The sequence below is a fragment of the Massilia sp. CT11-108 genome (assembly GCF_047302915.1).
Classification (GTDB): domain Bacteria; phylum Pseudomonadota; class Gammaproteobacteria; order Burkholderiales; family Burkholderiaceae_D; genus Telluria; species Telluria orientalis.
In genome coordinates this window covers 1-21,608 of sequence record NZ_JBKYMO010000038.1, presented here as the reverse complement: position 1 = coordinate 21,608, position 21,608 = coordinate 1, and the positions used below count along the sequence as shown (strand labels likewise).

The 21,608-nt window shown below is 65.8% G+C and carries 23 protein-coding genes; 10 read left to right on the top strand and 13 right to left on the bottom strand.

Annotated elements, in window-relative coordinates; all coding sequences use genetic code 11:
* Nucleotides 1-88 precede the first annotated feature (88 nt).
* The 7 genes from ACEN88_RS06050 to ACEN88_RS06020 are packed head-to-tail and all read right to left on the bottom strand — an operon-like array spanning nt 89 to nt 6,930.
* Complete coding sequence (locus ACEN88_RS06050) at nt 89-1,066, bottom strand: HEAT repeat domain-containing protein (RefSeq protein ID WP_413337913.1); 978 nt, start codon at nt 1,064-1,066, stop codon at nt 89-91.
* 23 nt (nt 1,067-1,089) lie between these two features.
* Entirely contained in the window at nt 1,090-1,932 is an 843-nt protein-coding gene (locus ACEN88_RS06045; protein WP_413337911.1) for an ABC transporter ATP-binding protein, read from the bottom strand.
* A complete protein-coding gene (locus ACEN88_RS06040; protein ID WP_413337910.1) occupies nt 1,929-2,750 on the bottom strand; it encodes an ABC transporter permease in 822 nt (273 codons plus the stop codon). The genes ACEN88_RS06045 and ACEN88_RS06040 overlap by 4 nt, the downstream gene beginning before the upstream one ends.
* A 2-nt stretch (nt 2,751-2,752) precedes the next feature.
* Nucleotides 2,753-4,147 (bottom strand): ABC transporter substrate-binding protein, encoded by a 1,395-nt coding sequence (locus ACEN88_RS06035; RefSeq protein WP_413337908.1) that lies wholly within the window; start codon nt 4,145-4,147, stop codon nt 2,753-2,755.
* A 21-nt stretch (nt 4,148-4,168) separates the two neighbouring features.
* Nucleotides 4,169-4,402 carry a ferredoxin family protein gene (locus ACEN88_RS06030; protein WP_036238885.1) on the bottom strand — a complete coding sequence of 78 codons (234 nt, stop codon included), beginning with the start codon at nt 4,400-4,402 and terminating at the stop codon, nt 4,169-4,171.
* Between the two features lie 13 nt (nt 4,403-4,415).
* The gene (locus tag ACEN88_RS06025; RefSeq protein ID WP_413337905.1) at nt 4,416-6,158 is read right to left on the bottom strand and encodes a fumarate reductase/succinate dehydrogenase flavoprotein subunit; all 1,743 of its coding nucleotides are present in this window, start codon (nt 6,156-6,158) and stop codon (nt 4,416-4,418) included.
* A gap of 22 nt (nt 6,159-6,180) precedes the next feature.
* On the bottom strand, nt 6,181-6,930 hold the full coding sequence (locus ACEN88_RS06020; protein WP_413337903.1) for a GntR family transcriptional regulator: 750 nt from the start codon (nt 6,928-6,930) through the stop codon (nt 6,181-6,183).
* A gap of 154 nt (nt 6,931-7,084) precedes the next feature.
* Between ACEN88_RS06020 and ACEN88_RS06015 the strand changes: the two genes are divergently transcribed.
* Nucleotides 7,085-7,675, top strand: a complete 591-nt coding sequence (locus tag ACEN88_RS06015) for a prolyl oligopeptidase family serine peptidase (RefSeq protein WP_413337901.1) — start codon at nt 7,085-7,087, stop codon at nt 7,673-7,675.
* Nucleotides 7,676-7,770: 95 nt separating this feature from the next.
* A complete protein-coding gene (locus ACEN88_RS06010; protein WP_413337899.1) occupies nt 7,771-8,889 on the top strand; it encodes a DUF484 family protein in 1,119 nt (372 codons plus the stop codon).
* Between the two features lie 24 nt (nt 8,890-8,913).
* Here ACEN88_RS06010 and ACEN88_RS06005 read toward each other — a convergent pair whose 3' ends face one another.
* Nucleotides 8,914-10,896: a monovalent cation:proton antiporter-2 (CPA2) family protein gene (locus ACEN88_RS06005; RefSeq protein ID WP_413337898.1), complete on the bottom strand. Its 1,983-nt coding sequence runs from the start codon at nt 10,894-10,896 to the stop codon at nt 8,914-8,916.
* Nucleotides 10,897-10,981: 85 nt separating this feature from the next.
* Between ACEN88_RS06005 and ACEN88_RS06000 the strand changes: the two genes are divergently transcribed.
* The 8 genes from ACEN88_RS06000 (at nt 10,982) to ACEN88_RS05965 (ending at nt 17,641) form a co-directional block, all read left to right on the top strand.
* Nucleotides 10,982-12,004: a KpsF/GutQ family sugar-phosphate isomerase gene (locus tag ACEN88_RS06000; protein WP_413337896.1), complete on the top strand. Its 1,023-nt coding sequence runs from the start codon at nt 10,982-10,984 to the stop codon at nt 12,002-12,004.
* Nucleotides 12,004-12,537 (top strand): KdsC family phosphatase, encoded by a 534-nt coding sequence (locus ACEN88_RS05995; RefSeq protein WP_413337894.1) that lies wholly within the window; start codon nt 12,004-12,006, stop codon nt 12,535-12,537. The genes ACEN88_RS06000 and ACEN88_RS05995 overlap by 1 nt, the downstream gene beginning before the upstream one ends.
* A 7-nt stretch (nt 12,538-12,544) precedes the next feature.
* Nucleotides 12,545-13,156 (top strand): LPS export ABC transporter periplasmic protein LptC, encoded by a 612-nt coding sequence (lptC, locus tag ACEN88_RS05990; RefSeq protein WP_413337892.1) that lies wholly within the window; start codon nt 12,545-12,547, stop codon nt 13,154-13,156.
* Nucleotides 13,157-13,169: 13 nt separating this feature from the next.
* Nucleotides 13,170-13,739, top strand: a complete 570-nt coding sequence (gene lptA, locus ACEN88_RS05985) for a lipopolysaccharide transport periplasmic protein LptA (protein WP_413337890.1) — start codon at nt 13,170-13,172, stop codon at nt 13,737-13,739.
* 14 nt (nt 13,740-13,753) lie between these two features.
* Nucleotides 13,754-14,530 carry an LPS export ABC transporter ATP-binding protein gene (lptB, locus tag ACEN88_RS05980; protein ID WP_413337888.1) on the top strand — a complete coding sequence of 259 codons (777 nt, stop codon included), beginning with the start codon at nt 13,754-13,756 and terminating at the stop codon, nt 14,528-14,530.
* Nucleotides 14,531-14,532: 2 nt separating this feature from the next.
* Nucleotides 14,533-16,038 carry an RNA polymerase factor sigma-54 gene (locus tag ACEN88_RS05975; protein ID WP_413337886.1) on the top strand — a complete coding sequence of 502 codons (1,506 nt, stop codon included), beginning with the start codon at nt 14,533-14,535 and terminating at the stop codon, nt 16,036-16,038.
* Nucleotides 16,039-16,101: 63 nt separating this feature from the next.
* The gene (gene hpf / locus ACEN88_RS05970; RefSeq protein ID WP_036238902.1) at nt 16,102-16,461 is read left to right on the top strand and encodes a ribosome hibernation-promoting factor, HPF/YfiA family; all 360 of its coding nucleotides are present in this window, start codon (nt 16,102-16,104) and stop codon (nt 16,459-16,461) included.
* Between the two features lie 103 nt (nt 16,462-16,564).
* Entirely contained in the window at nt 16,565-17,641 is a 1,077-nt protein-coding gene (locus tag ACEN88_RS05965) for an enoyl-CoA hydratase/isomerase family protein (protein WP_413337884.1), read from the top strand.
* A gap of 82 nt (nt 17,642-17,723) precedes the next feature.
* Here the strand turns inward: ACEN88_RS05965 and rapZ are convergent, their stop codons facing one another.
* From rapZ to ACEN88_RS05940, 5 genes are all read right to left on the bottom strand, one after another.
* Nucleotides 17,724-18,587: an RNase adapter RapZ gene (gene rapZ, locus ACEN88_RS05960; protein WP_413337882.1), complete on the bottom strand. Its 864-nt coding sequence runs from the start codon at nt 18,585-18,587 to the stop codon at nt 17,724-17,726.
* A gap of 216 nt (nt 18,588-18,803) precedes the next feature.
* The gene (gene hprK / locus ACEN88_RS05955; protein WP_036238906.1) at nt 18,804-19,739 is read right to left on the bottom strand and encodes an HPr(Ser) kinase/phosphatase; all 936 of its coding nucleotides are present in this window, start codon (nt 19,737-19,739) and stop codon (nt 18,804-18,806) included.
* 16 nt (nt 19,740-19,755) lie between these two features.
* Nucleotides 19,756-20,238 carry a PTS sugar transporter subunit IIA gene (locus tag ACEN88_RS05950; protein ID WP_259448148.1) on the bottom strand — a complete coding sequence of 161 codons (483 nt, stop codon included), beginning with the start codon at nt 20,236-20,238 and terminating at the stop codon, nt 19,756-19,758.
* A gap of 335 nt (nt 20,239-20,573) precedes the next feature.
* Nucleotides 20,574-21,404, bottom strand: coding sequence for an NADPH-dependent 7-cyano-7-deazaguanine reductase QueF (gene queF / locus ACEN88_RS05945; protein WP_413337879.1), 831 nt, complete (start codon nt 21,402-21,404; stop codon nt 20,574-20,576).
* Nucleotides 21,401-21,608: hypothetical protein (locus ACEN88_RS05940; RefSeq protein ID WP_413337877.1), on the bottom strand; the 208-nt coding region annotated here is incomplete at its 5' end. The genes ACEN88_RS05940 and queF, both read right to left, overlap by 4 nt.

The following is a 21,608-nucleotide window of genomic DNA, read 5'->3' as shown; positions in this document are numbered from 1 at the left end:
TGCGTCACGCGGGCGCTGCGGCCGTCCGGCCAGTGCAGCGCCAGCACGCCCTGCGCGGCGTGGTTCTCGATGGTCTCCGGCAGCGCCGTCATGCTTGCGCCCCGATCTGCTGCAGCGCGAGGCGCACGGACTTGCGCACTTCCGGATCCGGGTCGTTTTCCGCCGCGCGCAGCGCGGGCAGGGCGGCCGGCGAACCGATCTCGCCCAGCGCCAGCGCCGCTTCCTTGCGCAGATTGCCGATCGTGTGCGTGAGCGCCGCGGTCAAGCCGGGCAGGGCATCCACATTGCGCAGGCGGCCAAGGCTGCGGGCGGCGCGCAGGCGCACCTGCCAGTAGGCGTCGTCCAGCGCGGCGATGAGGGCCGGCGCCGCGTCGCGCAGGCGCAGCTTGCCGAGTGTCGTCGCCGCTTCCTCGCGCACCTGCCACGCCTGGTCGGACAAGGCCGCCAGCAGGGCAACCAGCACGGCGGGCATCTCTTCCGCGAAACCCAGCGCGCCGGCCGCGGCGCGGCGGACTTCCGGCACCGGATCCTGGATCGCCAGCCGCGTCAGCGCGTCGACCGCATCGCGGCGTTTCAGGTAACCCAGCACGGTCAGGGCTTCGCGGCGCACGAGCGGGTCGGCATCGTCCAGGGCCGCCAGCGCGGGCGCAAAACTGTCCGGCACGCGCAGTTCGCGCACGCCGCGCAGCGCGGCCGCACGCACGAAGGGCTCAATCGCGCCGATGAACGGCAGCAGTTCCTGTGCAGATTCCTGCAGCTTCAGTTCGGAGAGGCCCTGGGCCGCGGCGGCGCGCACGTCGGCATCTTCGTCCGACAGCAGGCGTGCGAGGCCGCGCACGGTCGCCGGCGATTCGAAGGCTTCCAGCGCCCGCGCCGCTTCCGTACGCACGACGGCGGCATCGTCGCCGAGCGCGGCGAGCAGTAGCGGCACGTGGGCGTCGCCGTCCAGGTCGGCCAGGTCCATCAGGGCGATGCGGCGCACCGTGGCATCTTTATCCTGCAGGCGCTCAAGGAGAGAAAAATGCGGTTCGGCGAGTTCGGGGTCGTCGTAAAAATCGGAAGTCACGGTGTGTCCTTGCATGGCAGAGTTCAGAGAGGGCCCAGGGGGCTCAGGCGCGCGAGCGGCGTGATGCTGGCCTGCGGGTGCAGCAGGTCCAGGCAGTGGCGCTTCAGGCGCGTGAAGTGGTTCGACGTCATGACGTCCGGATGGCGCGGGCGTTCGAAGTCGAGGCGGATCTCGTCGATGATGCGGCCCGGCCGTGGGCTCATCACGAGGATGCGGTCGGCGAGGAACAGCGCCTCGTCGATGTCGTGCGTGATGAAGATGATGGTCGTGTTCACGCGCGCCCACACGTCCAGCAGCAGTTCCTGCATCTTCAGGCGCGTCTGCGCGTCCAGCGCGCCGAACGGCTCGTCCATCAGCATCACGCGCGGATGGTTGATCAACACGCGCGCGATCTCCACGCGCTGCTGCATGCCGCCCGACAGCTGGATCGGATAGCGGTCCTCGAAGCCGGCTAGGCCCACGAGGCCGAGCAGCTCGCGCGCCCGTTCGCGCCGCTCGCGCCGGCCCACGCCCTGCATCTTGAGGCCGAAGGCGACGTTGTCCAGCACCTTCTTCCACGGGAACAGCGTGTGCTGCTGGAAGACGAGGCCGCGGTCCGGATGCGGTCCCGCGACGGGCGCGCCGTCGACGTGGATGCTGCCGCGGCTCGGCGTCCAGTGGCCGGCCAGCGCGCCGAGCAGGGTCGACTTGCCGCAGCCGGACGGACCCAGCACGCAGACGAATTCGCCCGGCGCGATGGACAGCGATACGTCCTGCACGGCGTCGAACGCCTGCGCTCCCTCGCCGAGGCGGATGCCCAGCTTGTCGATCTCGATGGCGCCGCCCTGCGCCAGCTGCGCGCGTTCGAAGTTGGTCGTCTGGTTCATCGCTTTTTCCTTTGCATGTGGTACCAGGGCATCGCAAGGTCGCCGATCTTTTTCACGAGCGCGCTGCTGCCCATGCCGATGACGCCGATGAACAGCATGCCGACGACGATGTCCGGATAGTTTTGGATCGTGTACGCGGCCCACGTGTAGTAGCCGATGCCGAACTGGCCGGAGATCATCTCCGCCGTCACGAGGCAGAACCACGCGGTGCCCATGCCGATCGACAGGCCCGTGACGATGTTCGGCGCCGCGGCCGGCAGGATCACTTCCGAGAAGATGGTCCAGCGGCCGGCGCCGAGGCTGCGCGACGAGGCGACGAGACGCGGGTCGGCGCCTTCCACGCCGTGGACCGTGTTCAGCAGGATCGGGAACAGCGCACCGATGAACGTGATGAACACCATCGACAGTTCCGACGACGGGAACATCAGGATCGCCAGCGGGATCCAGGCGACGGCCGGGATCGGGCGCAACATTTCCAGCGGCGGCAGCAGCACGTCTTCCAGCAGCCGCGAACGGCCGATGAAAAGACCGAGCCCGATGCCGACGATGCCCGCCGCCACGAAACCGGCGAACACGCGCCACACGCTGGCCTTCAGGTGCAGCGCCAGCTTGGGCGATTCGATCAAGGTCGTGGCGGCGTCCAGCACGTCCTTCGGCGACGGCACGTTCTGGAAAGAAACCAGGCCGAGGTCGAGGTGGTGCGAAGAGGCCCAGTGCCAGGCCGCCACGCAGGCGACGAGCGACAGCGTGCGCAGCAGCAGGCGGCCCGCGCGGCGCAGCAGGGCCGGGTCGATGGGGCGGGTGGCGGTGGCGTCCATGGTCAGATCGGCTTGCCCGCTTTGAGCGTATCGAAATCGACGACCTTGCCCTTCACCTTGGCGGCCTGCGTCTGCGCATCCGCCTTCAGCAGGTAAGCGCTGACGTCCCTGCCGTCGGCCGCGACGACGAACCACGCGTCGCGGGCCAGCAGCTTCAGGCCCGAGCCCTGGTCGTGGGCATACACGGTGCGCGCCTTCTTGCCCGCCTGTTCCAGCTTGCGCAGCTCGGCGATCGCGGTCGTTGCGTTCGCGTAGTGGCGTACGAGCGGCTCGCCTTGCACCCAGATCTGCGTGAGGTGGCGGAAGTCCGTGATCGGTTTGCCCGTCACCGCGTCCTTGGCCTTCAGCGGCAGCTTCTCGTAGTTCTTCAACTGCTTGTCGTAGTCCAGGCCGGCCTGCCTGAAGGCAGTGCGAATGAAGGTATCGTCGATGAAGCTGTTCACGTCGATGTCGGAATCGGTCCGCTTCAGGAGGCGCAGGGTCTCGATCGACGTTTTCACGGCTTGCCGATACTCCGGCTTCCACGTGAAGTCGCGCGTCTGCAGGCCCACGGGGCCGTGGAATAGATAGTTCACTTCCGCTTCGATGCCGGTGACTTTCGCGATCAGCTCACTGTATTTTTCCGGCTCGGCCGCGATCAGGCGGTCCGCCTCGATGGCGGCACGCAGGTAGGCGACGACGACTTCCGGGTATTTCTTCGCATACGCCGCGTCGACGAGGCTGCCGTGCATCGTCGGCGCCTGGGCTTGCGAGCCGTCGTAGATCTTGCGGGCGAAGCCGCGGTGCGGGAATAACTCCGCGAACGGGACGAAGTCGGCGTGCGCGTCGACCTTGTTGCTCTGCAGGGCCGAGCCGGCGACTTCCGGCGCCTGCGTCGTGATGTTCACGTCCTTCTCCGGATCCCAGCCTTGCGCCTTCACGGCGCGCAGCAGCATGCCGTGGGCGGTGGAGGCGAACGGCACGGAGATCGTCTTGCCCTTCAGTTCCGCCAGCGATTGCACGGGCGAGTTCTTCGGCACGACGATGCCGTTGCCGGAACCGAGCGTGCTGCCCGACAGGACGGTGATGAAGATGCTCTTCTTGCCCGCCTTGGCATGCGCGGCGCCGTTGAAGGAGCCGGGGAAGTCGGCCATCGAGCCCAGGTCCAGCTTGCCGGCCACCATCTCGTTCGTCAGCGGCGCGCCCGACGTGAAATTCTTCCACTCGATGTCGTACTTGACGTCCTTGTACTTGCCGTCGTGCGGCAGGTATTTTTCGAGCAGGTGCAGCTCGCGGATCAGCAGGCCGCCGGTGGCGCAGTTGATGGTCGTGTCCTGCGTGCCGATGGCGACGCGGATGGTCTCGGCCGCGTTGGCGGAACCGAAGGCGAGCAGCAGGGACAGGGCAAGGAATTTCATTGATTGTTCTCCGTAGTATGTTCAGCGCAGCAGATAGGGGATGTCGACGTGCACGGCACCCGTGGGGCAATCCTTCTCGCACGGCATGCAGTACCAGCATTCGTCGAACTTCATGTACGCCTTGCCCTTGACCATGTCGATGGCCAGCACGTCGAGGGGGCACACGTCCACGCACACGGTGCAGCCCTTGTGTGCGATGCATTTGTCTTCGTCGACGGTGACGGGGACGCTGGTGATGTTGATGGTGGTCGGCATGAGGTTCTCCTGGTCAGGCCGCGAGGGCTTCGGTCTTGTGCACGCGCAGGCGGCGGTAGGCGTCCTTCTCGTTGTCGTCGAGCGGAACGATGTATGGGGCGACCGGGCGCTTGAAACAGGTCATTTCGCCGTCCTGCTTCTTCAGCTGCACGTGCACGAACCAGTCGGCATCGTTGCGCTGCGGGTAGTCGACGCGGTTGTGGTACAGGCCCCAGCGGCTCTCCGTGCGGTACAGCGACGCGCGCGCGGCCATCTCGGCGCAGTCGCGGATCGCGTGGATTTCCATCGCGCGCATCAACTCGTGCGGATTCCTCGCCTGCAGGCGATCGAGGTCGGCACGGATCATCTCGAAGCGCTGCAGGCCGATCTCCATCTTGCGCGTGACCTTCGGCGGCTGCAGGTAGTCGTTGACCATGCGGCGCAGCTTGTACTCGACCTGGTTCGGCGGCAACCCGTCCTCGCGCGTCAGCGGCGCCCACACGCGGGCGCGCTCGCGCTCGACCTGGGCCTCGTCGACGGCGGGCAGTTCGTGCGCCGCGCAGTACGCGGCCGCGCTTTCGCCAGCCAGGCGGCCGTAGACGAACGCGCCCAGCATGTAGTTATGGGGCACGCAGGCGAGGTCGCCGGCCGCGTGCAGGCCCGGCACCGTCGTGCGCGCATGCTCGTCGACCCACACGCCGGACGCGGAGTGGCCGCTGCACAGGCCGATCTCCGAGATGTGCATCTCGACCATCTGCTCGCGGTAGTCCGTGCCGCGCCCTTCGTGGAAGCGCCCGCGGCTCGGACGCTCGTTCGTGTGCAGGATCGTCTCGATGGTCTGGATGGTTTCCTCGGCCAGGTGGTTCATCTTGAGGAACACGGGGCCGTTGCCGCCCTGGAGTTCGTCGTAGAACTCCTGCATCATCTGGCCGCTCCAGTAATCGCATTCGATGAAGCGTTCACCTTTCGCATTGGTCGTGTGGCCGCCGAACGGGCCGGTCACGTACGCGCAGGCGGGGCCGTTGTAATCCTTGATCAGCGGGTTGATCTGGAAGCATTCGATGCCGGACAGCTCGGCGCCCGCGTGGTACGCCATGCTGTAGCCGTCGCCCGCATTGGTCGCATTTTCGTAGGTACCGAACAAATAGCCCGAGGCGGGCAGCCCGAGACGTCCGGCGGCGCCCGTCGCCAGCACGACGGACTTCGCGCGGATCACGTGGAAGTCGCCCGTGCGGCAATCGAAGGCCATCGCGCCCGCGATTTTGCTGGCACCTGAGCCGTCTTCGGCGGTCAGCAACCGCGTGGCGACGAGGCGGTTGGTGATCGCTACGCGTGCCCGTTTCAGGCGGCGGTACAGCACCTTCTTGATGTCGTGCCCCTCGGGCATCGGCAGGACGTAGGTGCCCATGTGGTGGACCTTGCGCATCGCGTAGTCGCCCGTCTCGTCCTTCTCGAACTTCACGCCCCAGCTGTCCAGCTCCTCGATCATCGCGTAGCTGTTCTGCGCGTACGCCATCACGGTGGCCTGGTTGACGATGCCGTCGTTGGCGATCGTGATCTCCTTGACGTACTGTTCGGGCGTCGCGAAGCCGGGCACGACGGCGTTGTTCAGGCCGTCCATGCCCATCGAGATTGCGCCGCTGCGCTTGACGTTGGCCTTTTCCAGCAGCAGCACGCGCAGCTGCGGGTTCGCTTCCTTGGCTTTGACGGCGGCCATCGGGCCGGCCGTGCCGCCGCCGATCACGAGCACGTCGACGGTTTGAATATGCGTTTCCATATCGGTTCCAGTTAAATGAATGTCAGGGATGGCGCGGCAGGCGCAGGGCGTACTGGAAGGCTTCGCCGCGGACGTACAGGTATTCGAAGTCGAGCGGCATGCCGTCCGCCGTCCACGTCAGGCGCTCGATGCGCAGCAACGCGGCACCCGGTTCCACGCGCAGCGCCTCGGACAACGCGTGATCTGCATTGACCGCGCCGATCTGGATGTCGGCGTGGCCGAGCGTGATGCCGTAGTCGGTTTCCAGGATCAGGAAGATGTCGCGTTCAGCGAGGTTCTCGCCGCGCAGGCGCTCGCCGATCGCGGGGGGCAGGTACGTGATCTCGAACGACACCGGCTCGCAATCGAGCCAGCGCACGCGGTGGATCTCCGTCACCGGCGCGCCCGGCGCCACGCGCAGCCGCGCCGCCACCAGGGGCGTTGCCTCGACCAGCGCATGCTTCACGACGCGGTTGACGATCCGGTGGCCCTTGCGCGACATCGCTTCGCCGAAGCCTTCCAGCCGCGCCAGTTCCTGGCTCGGGCGGGTCGCCGCGACGAACGTGCCCTTGCCTGGCACCTTCACGATCACGCCTTCCTTCTGCAGGTCGCCCAGCGCCTGGCGCACGGTAATGCGGCTCACTTTGAAGAGGGTGCCGATCTCGCTTTCGGACGGCAGCCGGGCCTGCGGGGCATAGGTGCCGTCGACGATGCGCTCGCGCAGCCGTTCACGGACTTGCGAATACAGCGGGACGGCGGATGGTTCGATGGCGCGAAGGATGGCGTGGGTCATGGTCTGGTATGTCCTGTCATGACAAGTCATGATTGGCAGGATGGTATCGACGAGCGGGGCCCCGGGGAACGAATGGTTTCGCGCTTGTTAATTTGGAAAACGCCTGAGTCGGTGGGCGTATATCGATATGCGGCGGATGCGCTAGACTGCGCGGATGCATTCCCTGATCATCCTGCTTCATGGCGCCGGCCAGACGCCCGCCGACATGGCGCCGCTGGCCGACCTGATTACCATCCATGATCCTCACGCGCGCGTGGTCGTACCGCCGGCCGCCTGTCCCTGCGACCGCGGCGGCGCCGGTTTTCAATGGATGTCGGTGGCCGGCATCACGGAAGAGAATCGTCCGGGCCGCATCCGTGCCGCGCTGCCGGCATTCGTCGCGGCCATCGAGGCGTTACAGCGCGCGCATGGCGTGGGCGCGGATGACACGGTGCTGGCGGGTTTTTCGCAGGGCGCGATCATGGCGCTGGCCGCGTGCCGGGACCGCTATCTCGCGCGCCACGTCGTCGCCGTCGCGGGACGCTGCGCGCCGCTGCCGGACGTCTGGGAGCGGCGTACGGCCGTCACGCTCGTGCACGGCCGCCGGGACGGGACGGTGCCCGTGCAGCACAGCGAACGCATGTTCGAACGCCTCGCCGCGCTCGGGGCGGACGTGCGGCTGGACGTCGTGCCCCGCGCCGTCCACCTGCTGGCGCCGCCGCTGCTGGACCGGGCCTGGGACGCGGTACGCGCAACATTGAGATGACATCTTGGCAATATTGTTAGCCTTACCTCATCATTTTCGTTTTCAAGCCGCGTAAGTTCGCGTAAATTAGGGTTCTTGCTGAAGGGGAACCACACATGCACGAGCGCGGCGCCAGTGTGCGCGAACTCATCGCCGAGAACGAGGCCTTGCGCCGCCAGTTGGCCAGTTTGATGGACCAGGCCGAGGGCAATCACGCCATCATGATGCGGCACCAGGCGTTCGACCTGGAAATCGTCGGCGCGAGCACTTTCCAGGAACTGGTCGGCACGATCTTCCGCCTCCTGCCCGTGGTGTCCGACCTCGATGCCGTCACCCTGTCGCTCGTCGACACGGACGCCGACATCTACACCGTCATGGACAAGCTGGGCGTGGATTTCGAGGCGTTTCCCAACCTGCTGTTCCACGACAATGTCGATGGTCTCGGGTATGACCTGACCGCCGGCCGCACGCCGAAACCACGGCTGATACCGTTCGACGCGGCCACGCAACGCCACGCCTTTCCCCATCCGCCCGCGGGCATCGCCAGCGTGGCGCTGGTGCCGCTGCTGCGCAATAAACGATTGATCGGCAGCCTGAACCTGGGCAGCCGCGACCCGGGCCGCTTCACGCCGCTGCTGGGGACGGACTTCGTCGAGCACATGGGGTCGATCATCGCGATCTGCCTGGAGAACGTGATCAGCAACGAAATGCTGAAGTACATCGGCCTGACCGACGCGCTGACGGGCGTCTACAACCGCCGCTACATGGACCGCCGCCTCGTCGAAGAGATTTCGCGCGCGCGGCGCCAGGCGTACCGGCTGTCGTGCATGTACATCGACATCGATTATTTCAAGCAGGTCAACGACACGTACGGCCACCTGGCCGGCGACGACGTGCTGCGCGAAGTCGCGGCGCGCATCAAGGCCGAACTGCGCATGACGGATGCGCTGGGCCGCTTCGGCGGCGAGGAATTCGTCGTGCTGCTGATCGACGCGGACCTGGGCAGCGCCAGCATGGTCGCCCAGCGCATCCGCGCCAGCGTGGCGGAGAAGCCGTTCGTGATGCCGGAAGGGCAGACGCTGGCGGTGTCGGTGTCGATCGGCGTGGCGACCCTCGACGATTTCGAGCGGGACCACGCGATCGAAGGCGTGGCGCAGCAGCTCGTCGCCCAGGCCGACCAGGCCTTGTATCAGGCGAAAGAGGGCGGCCGGAACCGCGTCGTCGCATCAACGTAGGCTCGGGGAGCCCACCCAACGCAATTACCGCAGCAATCGGCCTTCCGCTCGGGTTACCGCGTTTCCGGTTCCTCTTAATACCACCACATCCCCCGCCCGCAATTCCGTCTCCGGCGTCGGCTCGATACGGTCGATCCCGCGCCGCACGGCCGTGACTTCGGCCCCCACTTCGTCCAGTTCCAGCTCCGCGATGCAGCGCCCGACGGCGCCGGTGTCGTCGCGCAGGGTCACCGAATGCAGGCGCACGTAGTTGTGTTCCGTGCCGTCCGCGATGTCGCTGGCGCCGTGGAAGAAGCCGCGCAGCGAGGCGTAGCGCTCGTCGCGCGCGGCCTGCACGCGGTGCACCACGCGGCGCAGCGGCACGCCCATCACGACCAGCGCGTGCGAGGCCAGCATCAGGCTCGATTCCAGCGCTTCCGGCACGACCTCGGTGGCGCCGGCCCGTTTCAGCACGTCGAGTTCCGTGTCGTCGTGGGCGCGCACGATCACGGGCAGCTTTGGCGCCAGCTCGGTCACGAGGTGCAGCACTTTCACCGCGAGGCGCGTGTCCGCGAACGTGATCACGAGGGCGCTGGCGCGGTTGATACCGGCCGCGATCAGCGCTTCACGGCGCGTGCAGTCGCCGTATGAGACGTTGATGCCGGCCGTGCGCGCTTCCTGCACCCGCTCGGGGTCGAGGTCGAGCGCGTACCACGGCAGCTTTTCTTCCGACAGCAGGGTGGCCAGCGACTGGCCGCTGCGGCCGAAGCCGGCGATGATCACGTGCTTCTGCGTGGCCATCGTACGGCTCGCGATCTGCGTCAGCTGCAGCGACTGCAGCATCCATTCGTTGGTCGCCACCTTCATCACGAGCTTGTCCATGTTCGCAATGACGAACGGGGCGACCAGCATCGACAGCACCATCGACGCGAGCACGAGCTGGATCACGAACGGCGCGATCAGGTGCGAACCCGAGGCGAGGCTCAGCAGCACGAAGCCGAATTCGCCGGCCTGCGCGAGCGCGAGGCCCGTGCGCATCGCGACGCCGTCGGTCGAACCGAACGCCTTGGCCAGCAGCGCGATCAGCGCGAATTTCAGCAGCACGGGCACGGCCAGCAGGAGCAGGACGACCCACCAGTTCGCGAGCACGAGCTGCACGTTCAACAGCATGCCGATGGTGATGAAGAAGAGGCCCAGCAGCACGTCGCGGAACGGCTTGATGTCCTCCTCCACCTGGTGTTTATAGGGCGTCTCGGAGATCAGCATGCCCGCCACGAACGCGCCCAGCGCCATCGACAGGCCGGCGTGTTCCGTGATCGCGGCCGCGCCCAGCGTCACGAGCAGCAGGTTCAGCATGAACAGTTCCTGCGAGCGGCGCTTGACGACGATGTTGAACCACTTGCGCATCAGCTTCTGGCCGAAGAACAGCAGCAGCGCCAGCACGGCGGCGGCCTTGATGCCGGCCCACGCGAGCGTCATCGCGAGTTCCTCGGCCGGTTTCGCCAGCGACGGGATCAGGATCAGCAGCGGCACGACGGCGAGATCCTGGAACAGCAGGATGCCGATGATGCGGCGTCCGTGCTCGCTTTCCAGCTCCAGCCGTTCCGTCAGCAGTTTCGAGACGATGGCCGTCGACGACATCGCCAGCGCCCCGCCGAGCGCCAGCGCGGCCTGCCAGCCGATCTGCATCGACGGGGGCAGGTAGCGCGTCCACAGCGACGCCAGTACCGTCACGACGATGGTCAGCACGACCTGCGCGAGCCCGAGCCCGAACACGATGCGGCGCATGGCGCGCAGCTGGGCCAGCGAGAATTCCAGCCCGATGGAGAACATGAGGAAGACGACGCCGAATTCGGCCAGGGCCTGCGTCGTGGTGCCGTTGTCGGCGAGGTTCAGCGCGTGGGGGCCGATCAGCACGCCGACGGCGAGATAGCCCAGCATCGGCGGCAGGTGCAGCATCCGGAACGCGACGACGCCGAGGACTGCGCTGCCCAGCAACAGGAGGGTGAGTTCGAGGCCTGAGGTCATGGAGCGCGACGGCGAGGTCCCGTAAATATGTTGTTTGTTATGTCTGGCAAGTTTTTTGCTTTCCCAATTCGGATATACTTTGCCTATGAGTGTAACCGATGAAAAAATAATGCTGACAAGTTTTAACGAGGCCCAGGCACGGCGCGCGCTGGATCTGGCCCGCGAGGCGCTGGATGTCGAAGGCGAGGCGATCCGCAAGCTGTCCGCGCGCCTCGACCGCGACGACAGCGTGCCGCGCGCCGTCGCGCTGATGATGGCGTGCAAGGGCCGCGTCGTCGTGTCGGGCATGGGCAAGTCGGGCCACATCGGCCGCAAGATCGCGGCGACCCTGGCCTCCACCGGCACCCCGGCGTTGTTCCTGCACCCGGGCGAGGCCGCGCACGGCGACCTCGGCATGGTGACCTCGCAGGACGTATTGATCGCCATCTCGTATTCCGGCGAAAGCAGCGAACTGGCCATCGTGATCCCGGCCGTCAAACGCATGAACGTGCCCGTGATCGCGATGACCGGCAAGCCGGAGTCGAGCCTGGCCCTGGCGGCGGACGTGCACCTGGACGTGGCCGTCGAGAAGGAAGCCTGCCCGCTTAACCTGGCGCCGACCGCGAGCACCACCGCGACCCTCGCGCTGGGCGATGCGCTCGCCGTCGCGCTGCTCGAGCTGCGCGGCTTCAAACCGGACGATTTCGCACGCTCGCATCCGGGCGGCGCGCTCGGCCGCCGCCTGCTCACGCACGTGCGCGACGTGATGCGCAGCGGCGCCGCAGTGCCGACGGTGAAACCGGACGCGCTCCTCACGGACGCGCTGCTGGAAATCTCGCACAAGGGCATGGGCATGACGGCCATCGTCGACGATGCCGGCCGCCCCGTCGGCGTGTTCACGGACGGCGACCTGCGCCGCCTGATCGAAAAGGTCCAGGATTTCAGCAAGCTCGCGATCCGCGACGTCATGCACCCGAACCCGCGCCGCGTGCATCCGGAACAGCTGGCGGTGGATGCCGTCGCCGTGATGGAAGAATTCCGCATCAACCAGATGCTCGTCACGGATGCGGACGGCGTGCTGGTGGGCGCATTGCACATCCACGACCTCACGCGCGCCAAGGTGATCTGATGGTGACTCCGCTGGCACACATGGAGCGCGCGGCGCGCGTCAAAGTCATGATCTTCGACGTGGACGGCGTCCTCACCGACGGCAGCCTGACGTACGGCCCGGACGGCGAAGTCACGAAGACGTTCTACGTGCTGGACGGTCTCGGCATCCAGCTGCTGAATCGCACCGGCGTGCAGACGGCGATCATCAGCGCACGCACGTCGCCCATCGTCATCAAGCGCGCAAGCGACCTCGGGATCACGCACGTGTTCCAGGGCCAGCACGACAAGCGCCTCGCGTTCGCCGAGCTGCTGGATAAAACCGGCGTGACGGCGGAGGCGTGCGGCTACATCGGCGACGACGTGATCGACCTGCCGCTGCTCTCGCGCGTGGGCTTTGCGGTGACGGTGCCGAGCGGGCATCCGGAAGTGCAGCACCGCGCCCATTACGTGACGAAGAACCCGGGCGGCCGCGGCGCCGTGCGCGAAGTGTGCGATATGGTGATGCGCGCCCAGGGCACCTACGAACAGGCGCTCGCGCCTTACTTCGGATAAGAGAGATATGGCTCCCGCAAGCTACAAGCGTACCGCGCACCGCTGGCGCCTGCTGCTCCTGATGCTGTTCGCCGTGTTCTGCGCGTTCGGCAGCTTCTGGCTCGTGCAGGTGATGCAGGGCGGGGAGAACGGGCCGGGCTTCAACGCGGGCAACGAGCCGGACTACATCGTCGACAACTTCAGCTGGGTCCGCATGTCGGAGGCCGGCAAGCCGCGCTACGTGATCTCGGGAGAGCGCCTCACGCACCGCCCCGTCGACAACACGGCGCTCGTGGACAAGCCGGTCGTGCAGAGCCTCACCGACGAGCATCCGCCGATGACGATGACGGCCAACAGCGCGCTCGTGAGCCAGAACCAGAACCAGATCGACCTGACGGGCAATGTCGACATCCGGCGTCCGGCCGCCCCGGGTGCGGAGCCGATGCGGATCCGCACCGAGGTCCTGACGATCCTGCCGGACGACGAGATCGCGAAGACCGACAAGCCGATCCACATGACGCTCGGCGCCGCATCGGTCGACGCGGTGGGCATGGTCGCCAACAACGCCACGCAGCAGATCGCGCTGGGTGGCCGCGGCAAGGTCACCTATCCGCCACGCCAGTCGCGCGCAAGTCACTAAAAAGGACTATCGAATGAAAAAAATACTCGCCGCCGCCATCTTCCTGCTGGTGCCGCTGGCTGCCTCGGCCGAGAAGGCGGACGCGCTCAAGCCCGTCGACATCGCGTTCGACAACGCCAACGTCGACCAGGTCACGCAGAACTACGTCGCCACCGGCAACGTGGTCATCACGCGCGGCACCATGATCCTGAAGTCCGACCGCGCCGAGGTCAAGGAATCGCCGGACGGTTGGCGCACCTTCATCCTCACGGCCAATCCCGGCAAGCTCGCGACCTTCCGCCAGAAGCGCGACGGCGGCCCGGACCTGTGGGGCGAGGGCCAGGCCCAGCGCATCGAATACGACGAACGCAACGACATCGTGAAGCTGTTCTCGAAGGCCGTCATCCGCCAGCTCGAGGGCAAGAAGGTCACGCAGGAGATGGCCAGCGAATTCATCTCCTACGACAACCGCAACGAGAAGCTGCTCGGCCTGAACGACGCCAACGGCACGGACAAGCCGGGCAATGGCCGCGGCAGCATCACGCTGCAGCCGCGCCGCGCCCCTGCAGCCGGCGCCGCTCCCGCTCCGGCAGGCAAGCAATGACGGAGGCAAGCGCAATGGAAGCAGGCACGCAGGCCGCGCCGGCCGAATGCGGCGGCAGCACCCTCGTCGTCAAGGGACTGCAGAAGAGCTACGGCAAGCGGCTGGTCGTACGCGACGTGTCGTTGCAGGTGGCGTGCGGCGAAGTGGTCGGCCTGCTGGGCCCGAACGGCGCAGGCAAGACGACCTCGTTCTACATGATCGTGGGCCTCGTGCCGTCGGACGCCGGCAGCATCGACATCAACGGCACCGACATCACGGGCCTGCCGATCCACCGGCGCGCGCTGCTCGGACTGTCGTACCTGCCGCAGGAAGCGTCCGTGTTCCGCAAGCTGACGGTGGAAGAGAACATCCGCGCGGTGCTGGAATTGCAGCGCGAGAACGGCAAGTCGCTCACCAAGGCGCGCATCACCGAACGTCTCGACGAGCTGCTGGCCGAGCTGCAGATCGAGAAGCTGCGCGAGAGCCCGGCGCTGTCGCTGTCCGGTGGTGAACGCCGCCGGGTGGAGATCGCGCGCGCGCTCGCGACCAATCCGCGCTTCGTGCTGCTGGACGAACCGTTCGCCGGCGTGGATCCAATCGCCGTGATCGAGATCCAACGCATCGTGCGCTTCCTGAAGGAGCGCGGCATCGGCGTGCTGATCACGGACCATAATGTGCGCGAGACGCTGGGCATCTGCGACCGCGCCTACATCATCAACCAGGGCGCGGTGCTGGCATCGGGCCGTCCCGACGACATCATCGCCAACGAATCGGTGCGCCGCGTCTACCTGGGCGAACACTTCCGAATGTAGTCATGAAACAGACGCTGCAACTCAAGACCTCACAGCACCTTGCACTGACGCCGCAACTGCAGCAATCGATCCGCCTGCTGCAGTTGTCCACGCTCGAGCTGCACCAGGAAATCGAGCAGGTCCTGAGCGAGAACCCGCTGCTCGAACGGCTCGACGATCCGCTCGACCGCTCCGTACGGTTGCTGGCCGACGGCGCTATCAACAGCGCGCCGTCCTCGTCACAGGCGGGCGAGGCGCCGGCCGCGCAGGGCAATGGCGACGAAGGCGGCAGTGCGCCCGCCGAGAGCGGCAATGGCGAAGGCGGTGACGCCGGCGGCGACAGCGGAGAAAGCGGCGGCGAAGGCGGCGAGGACTGGGGCGAATACGGCCGCAGCGGCAGCGGCAGCGGCGGCGAGGACGAGGACGGCCGCCCGCAGCTGGAAGCGAGCCCCGTCACGCTGCGCGAGCATTTGATGGAGCAGGTGCGCCTGACGTGCTGCGCGGCGCGCGACTGCGCGCTCGTGGAACTCGTCGTCGATGCGCTCGACGACAACGGCTACCTGGAAGAACCGCTGGAAGACATCCATGCGCGCCTGCCGGAAGAACTGGAGATCGAGTTCGACGAATTGCGCACGGCGCTCGCCATGGTGCAGAGCATGGACCCGCCGGGCGTGGGCGCGCGCAGCGCGGCCGAGTGCCTGGCGCTGCAGATCCGCCGCATGCCCGGCGTGCCGATGGTGACGCGGCGCATGGCGCTCGTCATCGTCGAGAAATACCTGACGTGGTTCGCGCAGCGCGAATTCAACAAGCTGAAGAAGGCGCTCGATTGCGACGACGAAGACCTGCGCGAAGCCCAGGCCGTCATCCGCCAGTGCAATCCGCATCCGGGCGCGGCGTTCGCGTCGGACGTGTCGGACTTCGTCGTGCCCGACGTGATCGTGCGCCGCGCCAAGGATGGCTGGAGCGTGCAACTGAATCCGGAAGTGATGCCGCGCCTGCGCGTGAACAGCCTGTACGCGTCGCTGATGAAGCAGGGCAAATCGGAAACGCAGATGAACGCGCAGTTGCAGGAAGCCAAGTGGCTCATCAAGAACATGCGCCAGCGCTTCGACACGATCCTGCGTGTAGCCCAGGCAATTGTCGATCGCCAGCGCAACTTTTTTTCCCATGGCGCAGTCGCGATGCGGCCCCTTGTTTTACGTGAGATAGCTGATACACTAGGTCTACACGAGAGCACAATTTCTCGAGTCACAACTCAGAAATATATGCTGACCCCGCACGGCATGTTCGAGTTGAAGTATTTCTTCGGGAGTCACGTTGCCACCGAAGCGGGAGGCGAAGCATCGTCGACGGCAATACGGGCCCTCATCGTACAACTCACAGGAGCAGAAGACCCCAAGAATCCATTATCCGATAGCAAGATCGCGGAGATGCTAGGGGAACAGGGAATGGTCATCGCGCGACGCACGGTCGCAAAATACCGTGAGGCGCTGAAAATCCCGCCCGTCAGTCTCCGCAAATCCTTGTAACAAACACTGTCCCATTGCGCACGATGCGCGCACGGCAGGCAGTGCATCTTCAAAGGAGTGTGTATGAATCTCACAATCAGCGGACATCATCTCGATGTAACTCCAGCCATCCGAGAATACGTACAGAACAAGCTCGAACGCATCACCCGTCATTTCGATCAAGTGATCGACTCACACGTCATCCTCTGCATCGACAATCTCACCGAGAAAGAAAAACGCCAGAAAGCCGAGATCAACCTGCGCCTCGCGGGCAAGATCGTCCATGTCGCCAGTGCCGCGCACGATCTATACGCCGCGATCGACATGCTGATGGACCGCCTGGACCGCCAGGTCGTCAAGTACAAGCAAATGCTCAAGGATCATGACAACGCGTGTATCAAGCGCATGTCCGAAGGTGGGGAGGAGGAGCCCGCCGCGGCGTAATGCCACGCGTGCAGTAGCACCAAGGAGTAAAGGGCGCATCGGCGCCCTTTTAGTTTTTATGGGCGCTACAATGCTGCTCTGATTATTTCAATAACAACGAGACATGACTGCACACGTTCTGACGCGGGTTGCCAACCGCAGCGGCATCGTCACCCTGGACCGCCCGAAGGCGCTGAACTCGCTGTCGCTGGACATGGTCCGCACGCTCACCGCCACGCTGCTCGCCTGGCGCGACGATGCATCGATCGACGCCGTCGTCATCGGAAGCAGCAGCGAAAAGGCCTTGTGCGCCGGCGGCGACATCCGCTTTTTCCACGAGGCCGGCCGCGCCACGCCGCAGACCGGCAGCCCGCTGCTGGAAGATTTCTTCACCGAGGAATACGCGCTCAACCACCTGATCCACTTTTATCCGAAGCCGTACATTGCGCTGATGGATGGCGTCGTGATGGGCGGCGGGATGGGCATCGCGCAGGGCGGGCCGGATTGCGGCCTGCGCATCGTGACGGAGCGCTCGAAGATCGCCATGCCCGAAGTGAACATCGGCCTGTTCCCGGACGTGGGCGGCAGCCACTTCCTGTCGCACGCGCCGGGCCGCCTCGGCCACTATCTCGGCGTGACGGGCGTGACGATCGGCGCGGCCGATGCGATCTACGTCGGCCTGGCCGACGTGTTCGTGCCGGGCGCGCAGCTGGATGCGCTGCGCGCGTTGATCGAGACGACGCCGGGCGCGGAACTGCCCGCCGCGATCCGCGCGTTCGCCGCGCCGTTCCCGGCCGGCGCGAGCGAACTGGAAGCGCAGCGCGACGCGATCGACCGCCACTTCGGCGCGGACTCCGTCGCGGCCGTGATGGCGTCGCTGGAGACGGATGCGAGCCCGTTCGCGCAAAAGACCTTGGCCACGCTGCGCCAGCGCTCGCCGCTGATGATGTCCGTGACGCGCGAGATGCTCGTGCGCGGCGCGGCGCTCGGCGTCGCGGACTGCCTGCGCATGGAGCGCTCGCTCGTGCGCCGCACGTTCGAACACGGCGAAGTGCTCGAAGGCGTGCGCGCGCTCGTGATCGACAAGGACAATGCGCCGCAGTGGAATCCGCCCACGCTCGATGCGGTCACGCCGGAGATGGTCGCGTGGTTCTTCGCGCCCGTCTGGCCCGGGCACGCGCATCCGCTACGCGATTTGTGATCGCGCTTCGCTGCGAATCCGGGCCGGCACGACGTTCGACGGCGTACTTGGGTGGGCACCGGGTGCCCACGCCTAGGGCATATCAGGGCTGCTCGCGGTGGCGCACGACGACGCGTTCCGTGTCGCTGAAATATGCGCCGAGCCGCTCCGCCATGTACACGGAGCGGTGCTGGCCGCCCGTGCAACCGACGGCCACGGTGAGATAGCTGCGGTTGTCCTTCTTGAACGACGGTAGCCACTTGGCGATGAACGCGCGGATGTCGGACAGCAGCTCGGCCGCCTGCGGCTGGGCGTCGAGGAAGGCGATCACGGGCGCGTCCCTGCCGTTCAGCGGGCGCAAGGTGAGGTCGTAATACGGATTCGGCACGGCGCGCACGTCGAACACGAAGTCGGCATCGAGCGGCACGCCGCGCTTGAATGCGAACGATTCGAAATACAGCGTCAGCGGCGCGTAGGCGACCTCGGCCAGTTCCTTGATCCATGCGCGCAGCTTGTTGGCCGACAGTTCGGACGTGTCGATCACGTGGCCCATCTTCTCGATCTGCCCCAGCCGGTCGCGTTCTTCCGAAATGCATTCGATCAGCGTGCGGCGCGACGCCGGGTTCTCGCCCGGACGCAGTTCGTGCGACAGCGGGTGGCTGCGGCGCGTCTCGGAAAAACGGGCGACGAGCGAGTGCGTGCTGGCCGTCAGGAAGATCACCTTCACCTGGTGGCCTTCCTCCCGCAGCGCAGCGACCGTCGTCGGCAGCTCGGCCAGCGACTCCGCGCTGCGCGCGTCGACGGCGACGGCGATGCGTCTGGTTTCGTCGCCTTCGATGCTGCCGACGAGCGCCGGCAGCAGGGCGGGGGGAAGGTTGTCGACGCAATAGTAGCCAGCGTCTTCGAGGACGTTCAGGGCGACGGATTTACCGGAGCCCGAGATACCGGTGATGAGTAGGATGCGCATGGCGCGATGATAGCATCGGCAAGTCTTTGCCGCATCGCACAAGGCTTATGGATGAGGTATTTGCAACAGTGCCGTGGGGAGCGGATTCCTGGACTGAACTTTCGTATGCTCAGTCGCTGCTCATTGCTTGTCGCTGGTGGAGCAGGGGTTTCGCGGAGCACCGCTCCGCGCCTGCGGAACGGGCGGGCCATGCTTGGCCCGCACTCCACTGCAGCGCTAATCGCTGCTCATTGCTTGTCGCTGTCGTTCCATGAACTCCTGCAGCGTATCGATCCCGCGCAGCTGCAGGATCGTATTGCGCACCGCGGCTTCCAGCAGCACCGCGATGTTGCGGCCGGCCGCGACGGGAATGACCACTTTGCGGATCGGCAGGCCCAGCACGTCCTCGGTGGGGAAGTGGAAGGGCAGGCGTTCGACTTCCTCGTCCAGCGCGCCCCGCTTGACCAGGTGGACGATCAATTTGAGGCGCATCTTGCGGCGCACCGCCGTCTCGCCGAAGATCGCCTTGATGTCCAGCAGGCCCAGGCCACGCACTTCGAGCAGGTTCTGCAGCAGCGGCGGGCAGCGGCCCTCGATCATGTTCGGGGCAATGCGCGAGAATTCGACGGCGTCGTCGGCGACGAGGCCATGCGAGCGCGAGATCAGTTCCAGGCCCAGCTCGCTCTTGCCGAGGCCCGAGTCGCCCGTGATCAGCACGCCGACGCCCAGCACGTCCATGAACACGCCGTGCATGATGACGCGCTGCGCCAGCTTCTTCGACAGATACACGCGCAGGTAGTCGATGACCTGCGCGGCCGGCAGCGGCGTCGAGAACAGCGGGATGTTCTGCTCGTCGCAGATGGCGAGGATGTCCGGCGGGGTGTCGAGACCCTGCGCGATGAACAGCGCCGGCGGACCGCCCGCGATCAGTTCGCCGATCAGGTGGCTGCGCGACCCGGATTTCAGGCGCTGGTAGTAATTCAGTTCCTGGTGACCGAACACCTGCATGCGGCCCGGGTGGATCAGGTTCAGGTGGCCGACCTGGTCCGCGGCGGAGACGGCGTCGCCGGAAATCTGGCGTTCTCCGCCTGGAAATCCGGCGAACCAGCCCAGTTGCAGGCTGTCGCGGTTGTCGTCGTACAGCCGTTGGATGGTCAGCGGGGTCTGCAGCATGGTCGCTTTCGCAAGGTCAGCCGAGGGCTTGCAGGCTCGGTTGCCAGTTGATGATGCGTTCGTAGACGGACTTCGGATCCGTGTCCGTGCTCAAGGCCGTGCGGATTGCCTCATCCGAAAACAGTTCCGCGATCTCCGACAGGATTTCCAGGTGCTGTTGCGTGACGTGGTCCGGGATGAGCAGGAAAAAGAGCAGTTTCACCGGCTGGCCGTCCGGCGATTCGAACGGGATCGGCTCGGCCAGGCGCACGAACGCGGCCAGCGGCGATTTGAGGCTTTTGCTGCCCTTGATGCGACCGTGCGGCACGGCGACGCCATGACCGAGTCCGGTGGACCCGAGACGCTCGCGCGCGAACAGGTTGTCCGACACGGTGGAGCGGGCGATGCCGCAGTTGTTCTCGAAGATCAGGCCGGCCTGCTCGAAGGCGCGCTTCTTGCTCGACACTTCGATGTCCAGCTGCACGTTCTCGAGCGAGAGGATTTTGCTTAGATTAGTCATAACACGCTTCTATTGCGGTGCACCCTGGGTGCTTGCGAGCGGGAATTATAGGCCTGTTTTATGGCCGTGTAATTCGATTTTGCACGCCGTTCGACGCCTGTGTGATCCCTGCCGCAAACCTTTGCGTAAAGACCCCGTACCCGGCGTTCCGGCGAGCGCAATTTCCGCCACGAAATCCCGGGTTTCACGCATGAAACATCTTCCCGGGGCCTCTTTTGCCGATTTTTCTAGCGCTGAGTTGCCGTTTTACACATCCGGAAACCTCGTGAAGGATGTCGCCGGAAACGTACACTGTAGATGGGGACGAACGATCAAAAATCACCCATCCGCATTGTTCATTGGCGCGCGGCACGCAAATTCGGCGGTTTGGCGGTGCTGAAATTGGCGCGCCACGGATTGATGTCCAGGCCGCCGCGCCGGGTATAGCGGGCATAGACCGCCAGCTTGTTCGGCTTGCACTGGCGCAGGATGTCCGTGAAGATGCGCTCGACACATTGCTCGTGGAATTCGTTGTGCTCGCGGAAACCGATCAGGTAGCGCAGCAGGCTTTCCTGGTCGATTTGCGGACCGACGTAGCGGATCTGCACGCTGCCCCAGTCGGGCTGGCCCGTGACGAGGCAGTTCGATTTGAGCAGGTGCGACACGAGGGTTTCCTCGACCGCGGCTTCCTCGTGGTTGGCCTTGAGGAGTTCCGGCGACGGACTGTAATTGTCGATCTCGACGTCGAGGCGGTCGATCAGGAGGCCGTCCAGCTCGCCCATTTTGAGCTTGTCGAACTCTTCGGGCAGCGTTAGCGCCGCGTGCACGGGCGCGCCGACCGCATTCGACAGGTCTTCGCGCAGCAGGGCCAGCAGGGCGTCCGTGTTGGCCAGCCGGGTCTGGTTGAACGAATTCAGGTACAGCTTGAAGGATTTCGATTCGACGATGTTGGGCGAATCGGCCGGCACCGTGAAGGTCGCGATGGCGACCTGCGGCTTGCCGCGCATGTTCAGCCACGACAATTCATAGGCATTCCAGATGTCGACGCCGAAGAAGGGCAGCGTGCCCGCCAGGCCGAGTTCGTCGCGCTTTTGCTGGCGCGGGATGGGAAACAGCAGCTCCGGCGCGTATTCGGTCTGGTAGGCCGAGTTTTTGCCAAGAGGCGATTGATCAGGGGTATTGGTCATGGTGTGTACTCGAAGCCGGCCACATGCGTGACGATGCCGGTCCGGCGGCGGCAAAGCGGCGTATCGTACACCTTTCCGGCGATCGTTGCGCGCACCGTCAATGGATGCGTTTCGAGGGCGTACGGTCGTGGGGGGGGGGGGGGGGGGGGGGGGGGGGGGGGGGGGGGGGGGGGGGGGGGGGGGGGGGGGGGGGGGGGGGGGGGG

Bases quoted from the DNA above. Each gene is read 5' to 3' on its own strand.
- ACEN88_RS06015 (WP_413337901.1), top strand. From the start codon at position 7,085: ATGCATTCCCTGATCATCCTGCTTCATGGCGCCGGCCAGACGCCCGCC.
- ACEN88_RS06035 (WP_413337908.1), bottom strand. From the start codon at position 4,147: ATGAAATTCCTTGCCCTGTCCCTGCTGCTCGCCTTCGGTTCCGCCAAC.
- rapZ (WP_413337882.1), bottom strand. From the start codon at position 18,587: ATGCGCATCCTACTCATCACCGGTATCTCGGGCTCCGGTAAATCCGTC.
- ACEN88_RS06030 (WP_036238885.1), bottom strand. From the start codon at position 4,402: ATGCCGACCACCATCAACATCACCAGCGTCCCCGTCACCGTCGACGAA.
- ACEN88_RS05950 (WP_259448148.1), bottom strand. From the start codon at position 20,238: ATGACTAATCTAAGCAAAATCCTCTCGCTCGAGAACGTGCAGCTGGAC.
- ACEN88_RS06020 (WP_413337903.1), bottom strand. From the start codon at position 6,930: ATGACCCACGCCATCCTTCGCGCCATCGAACCATCCGCCGTCCCGCTG.
- ACEN88_RS06010 (WP_413337899.1), top strand. From the start codon at position 7,771: ATGCACGAGCGCGGCGCCAGTGTGCGCGAACTCATCGCCGAGAACGAG.
- ACEN88_RS06025 (WP_413337905.1), bottom strand. From the start codon at position 6,158: ATGGAAACGCATATTCAAACCGTCGACGTGCTCGTGATCGGCGGCGGC.
- queF (WP_413337879.1), bottom strand. From the start codon at position 21,404: ATGACCAATACCCCTGATCAATCGCCTCTTGGCAAAAACTCGGCCTAC.
- ACEN88_RS05965 (WP_413337884.1), top strand. From the start codon at position 16,565: ATGACTGCACACGTTCTGACGCGGGTTGCCAACCGCAGCGGCATCGTC.
- lptB (WP_413337888.1), top strand. From the start codon at position 13,754: ATGGAAGCAGGCACGCAGGCCGCGCCGGCCGAATGCGGCGGCAGCACC.
- ACEN88_RS06000 (WP_413337896.1), top strand. From the start codon at position 10,982: ATGAGTGTAACCGATGAAAAAATAATGCTGACAAGTTTTAACGAGGCC.
- lptC (WP_413337892.1), top strand. From the start codon at position 12,545: ATGGCTCCCGCAAGCTACAAGCGTACCGCGCACCGCTGGCGCCTGCTG.
- ACEN88_RS05995 (WP_413337894.1), top strand. From the start codon at position 12,004: ATGGTGACTCCGCTGGCACACATGGAGCGCGCGGCGCGCGTCAAAGTC.
- ACEN88_RS06005 (WP_413337898.1), bottom strand. From the start codon at position 10,896: ATGACCTCAGGCCTCGAACTCACCCTCCTGTTGCTGGGCAGCGCAGTC.
- lptA (WP_413337890.1), top strand. From the start codon at position 13,170: ATGAAAAAAATACTCGCCGCCGCCATCTTCCTGCTGGTGCCGCTGGCT.
- ACEN88_RS06045 (WP_413337911.1), bottom strand. From the start codon at position 1,932: ATGAACCAGACGACCAACTTCGAACGCGCGCAGCTGGCGCAGGGCGGC.
- hprK (WP_036238906.1), bottom strand. From the start codon at position 19,739: ATGCTGCAGACCCCGCTGACCATCCAACGGCTGTACGACGACAACCGC.
- hpf (WP_036238902.1), top strand. From the start codon at position 16,102: ATGAATCTCACAATCAGCGGACATCATCTCGATGTAACTCCAGCCATC.
- ACEN88_RS06040 (WP_413337910.1), bottom strand. From the start codon at position 2,750: ATGGACGCCACCGCCACCCGCCCCATCGACCCGGCCCTGCTGCGCCGC.
- ACEN88_RS05975 (WP_413337886.1), top strand. From the start codon at position 14,533: ATGAAACAGACGCTGCAACTCAAGACCTCACAGCACCTTGCACTGACG.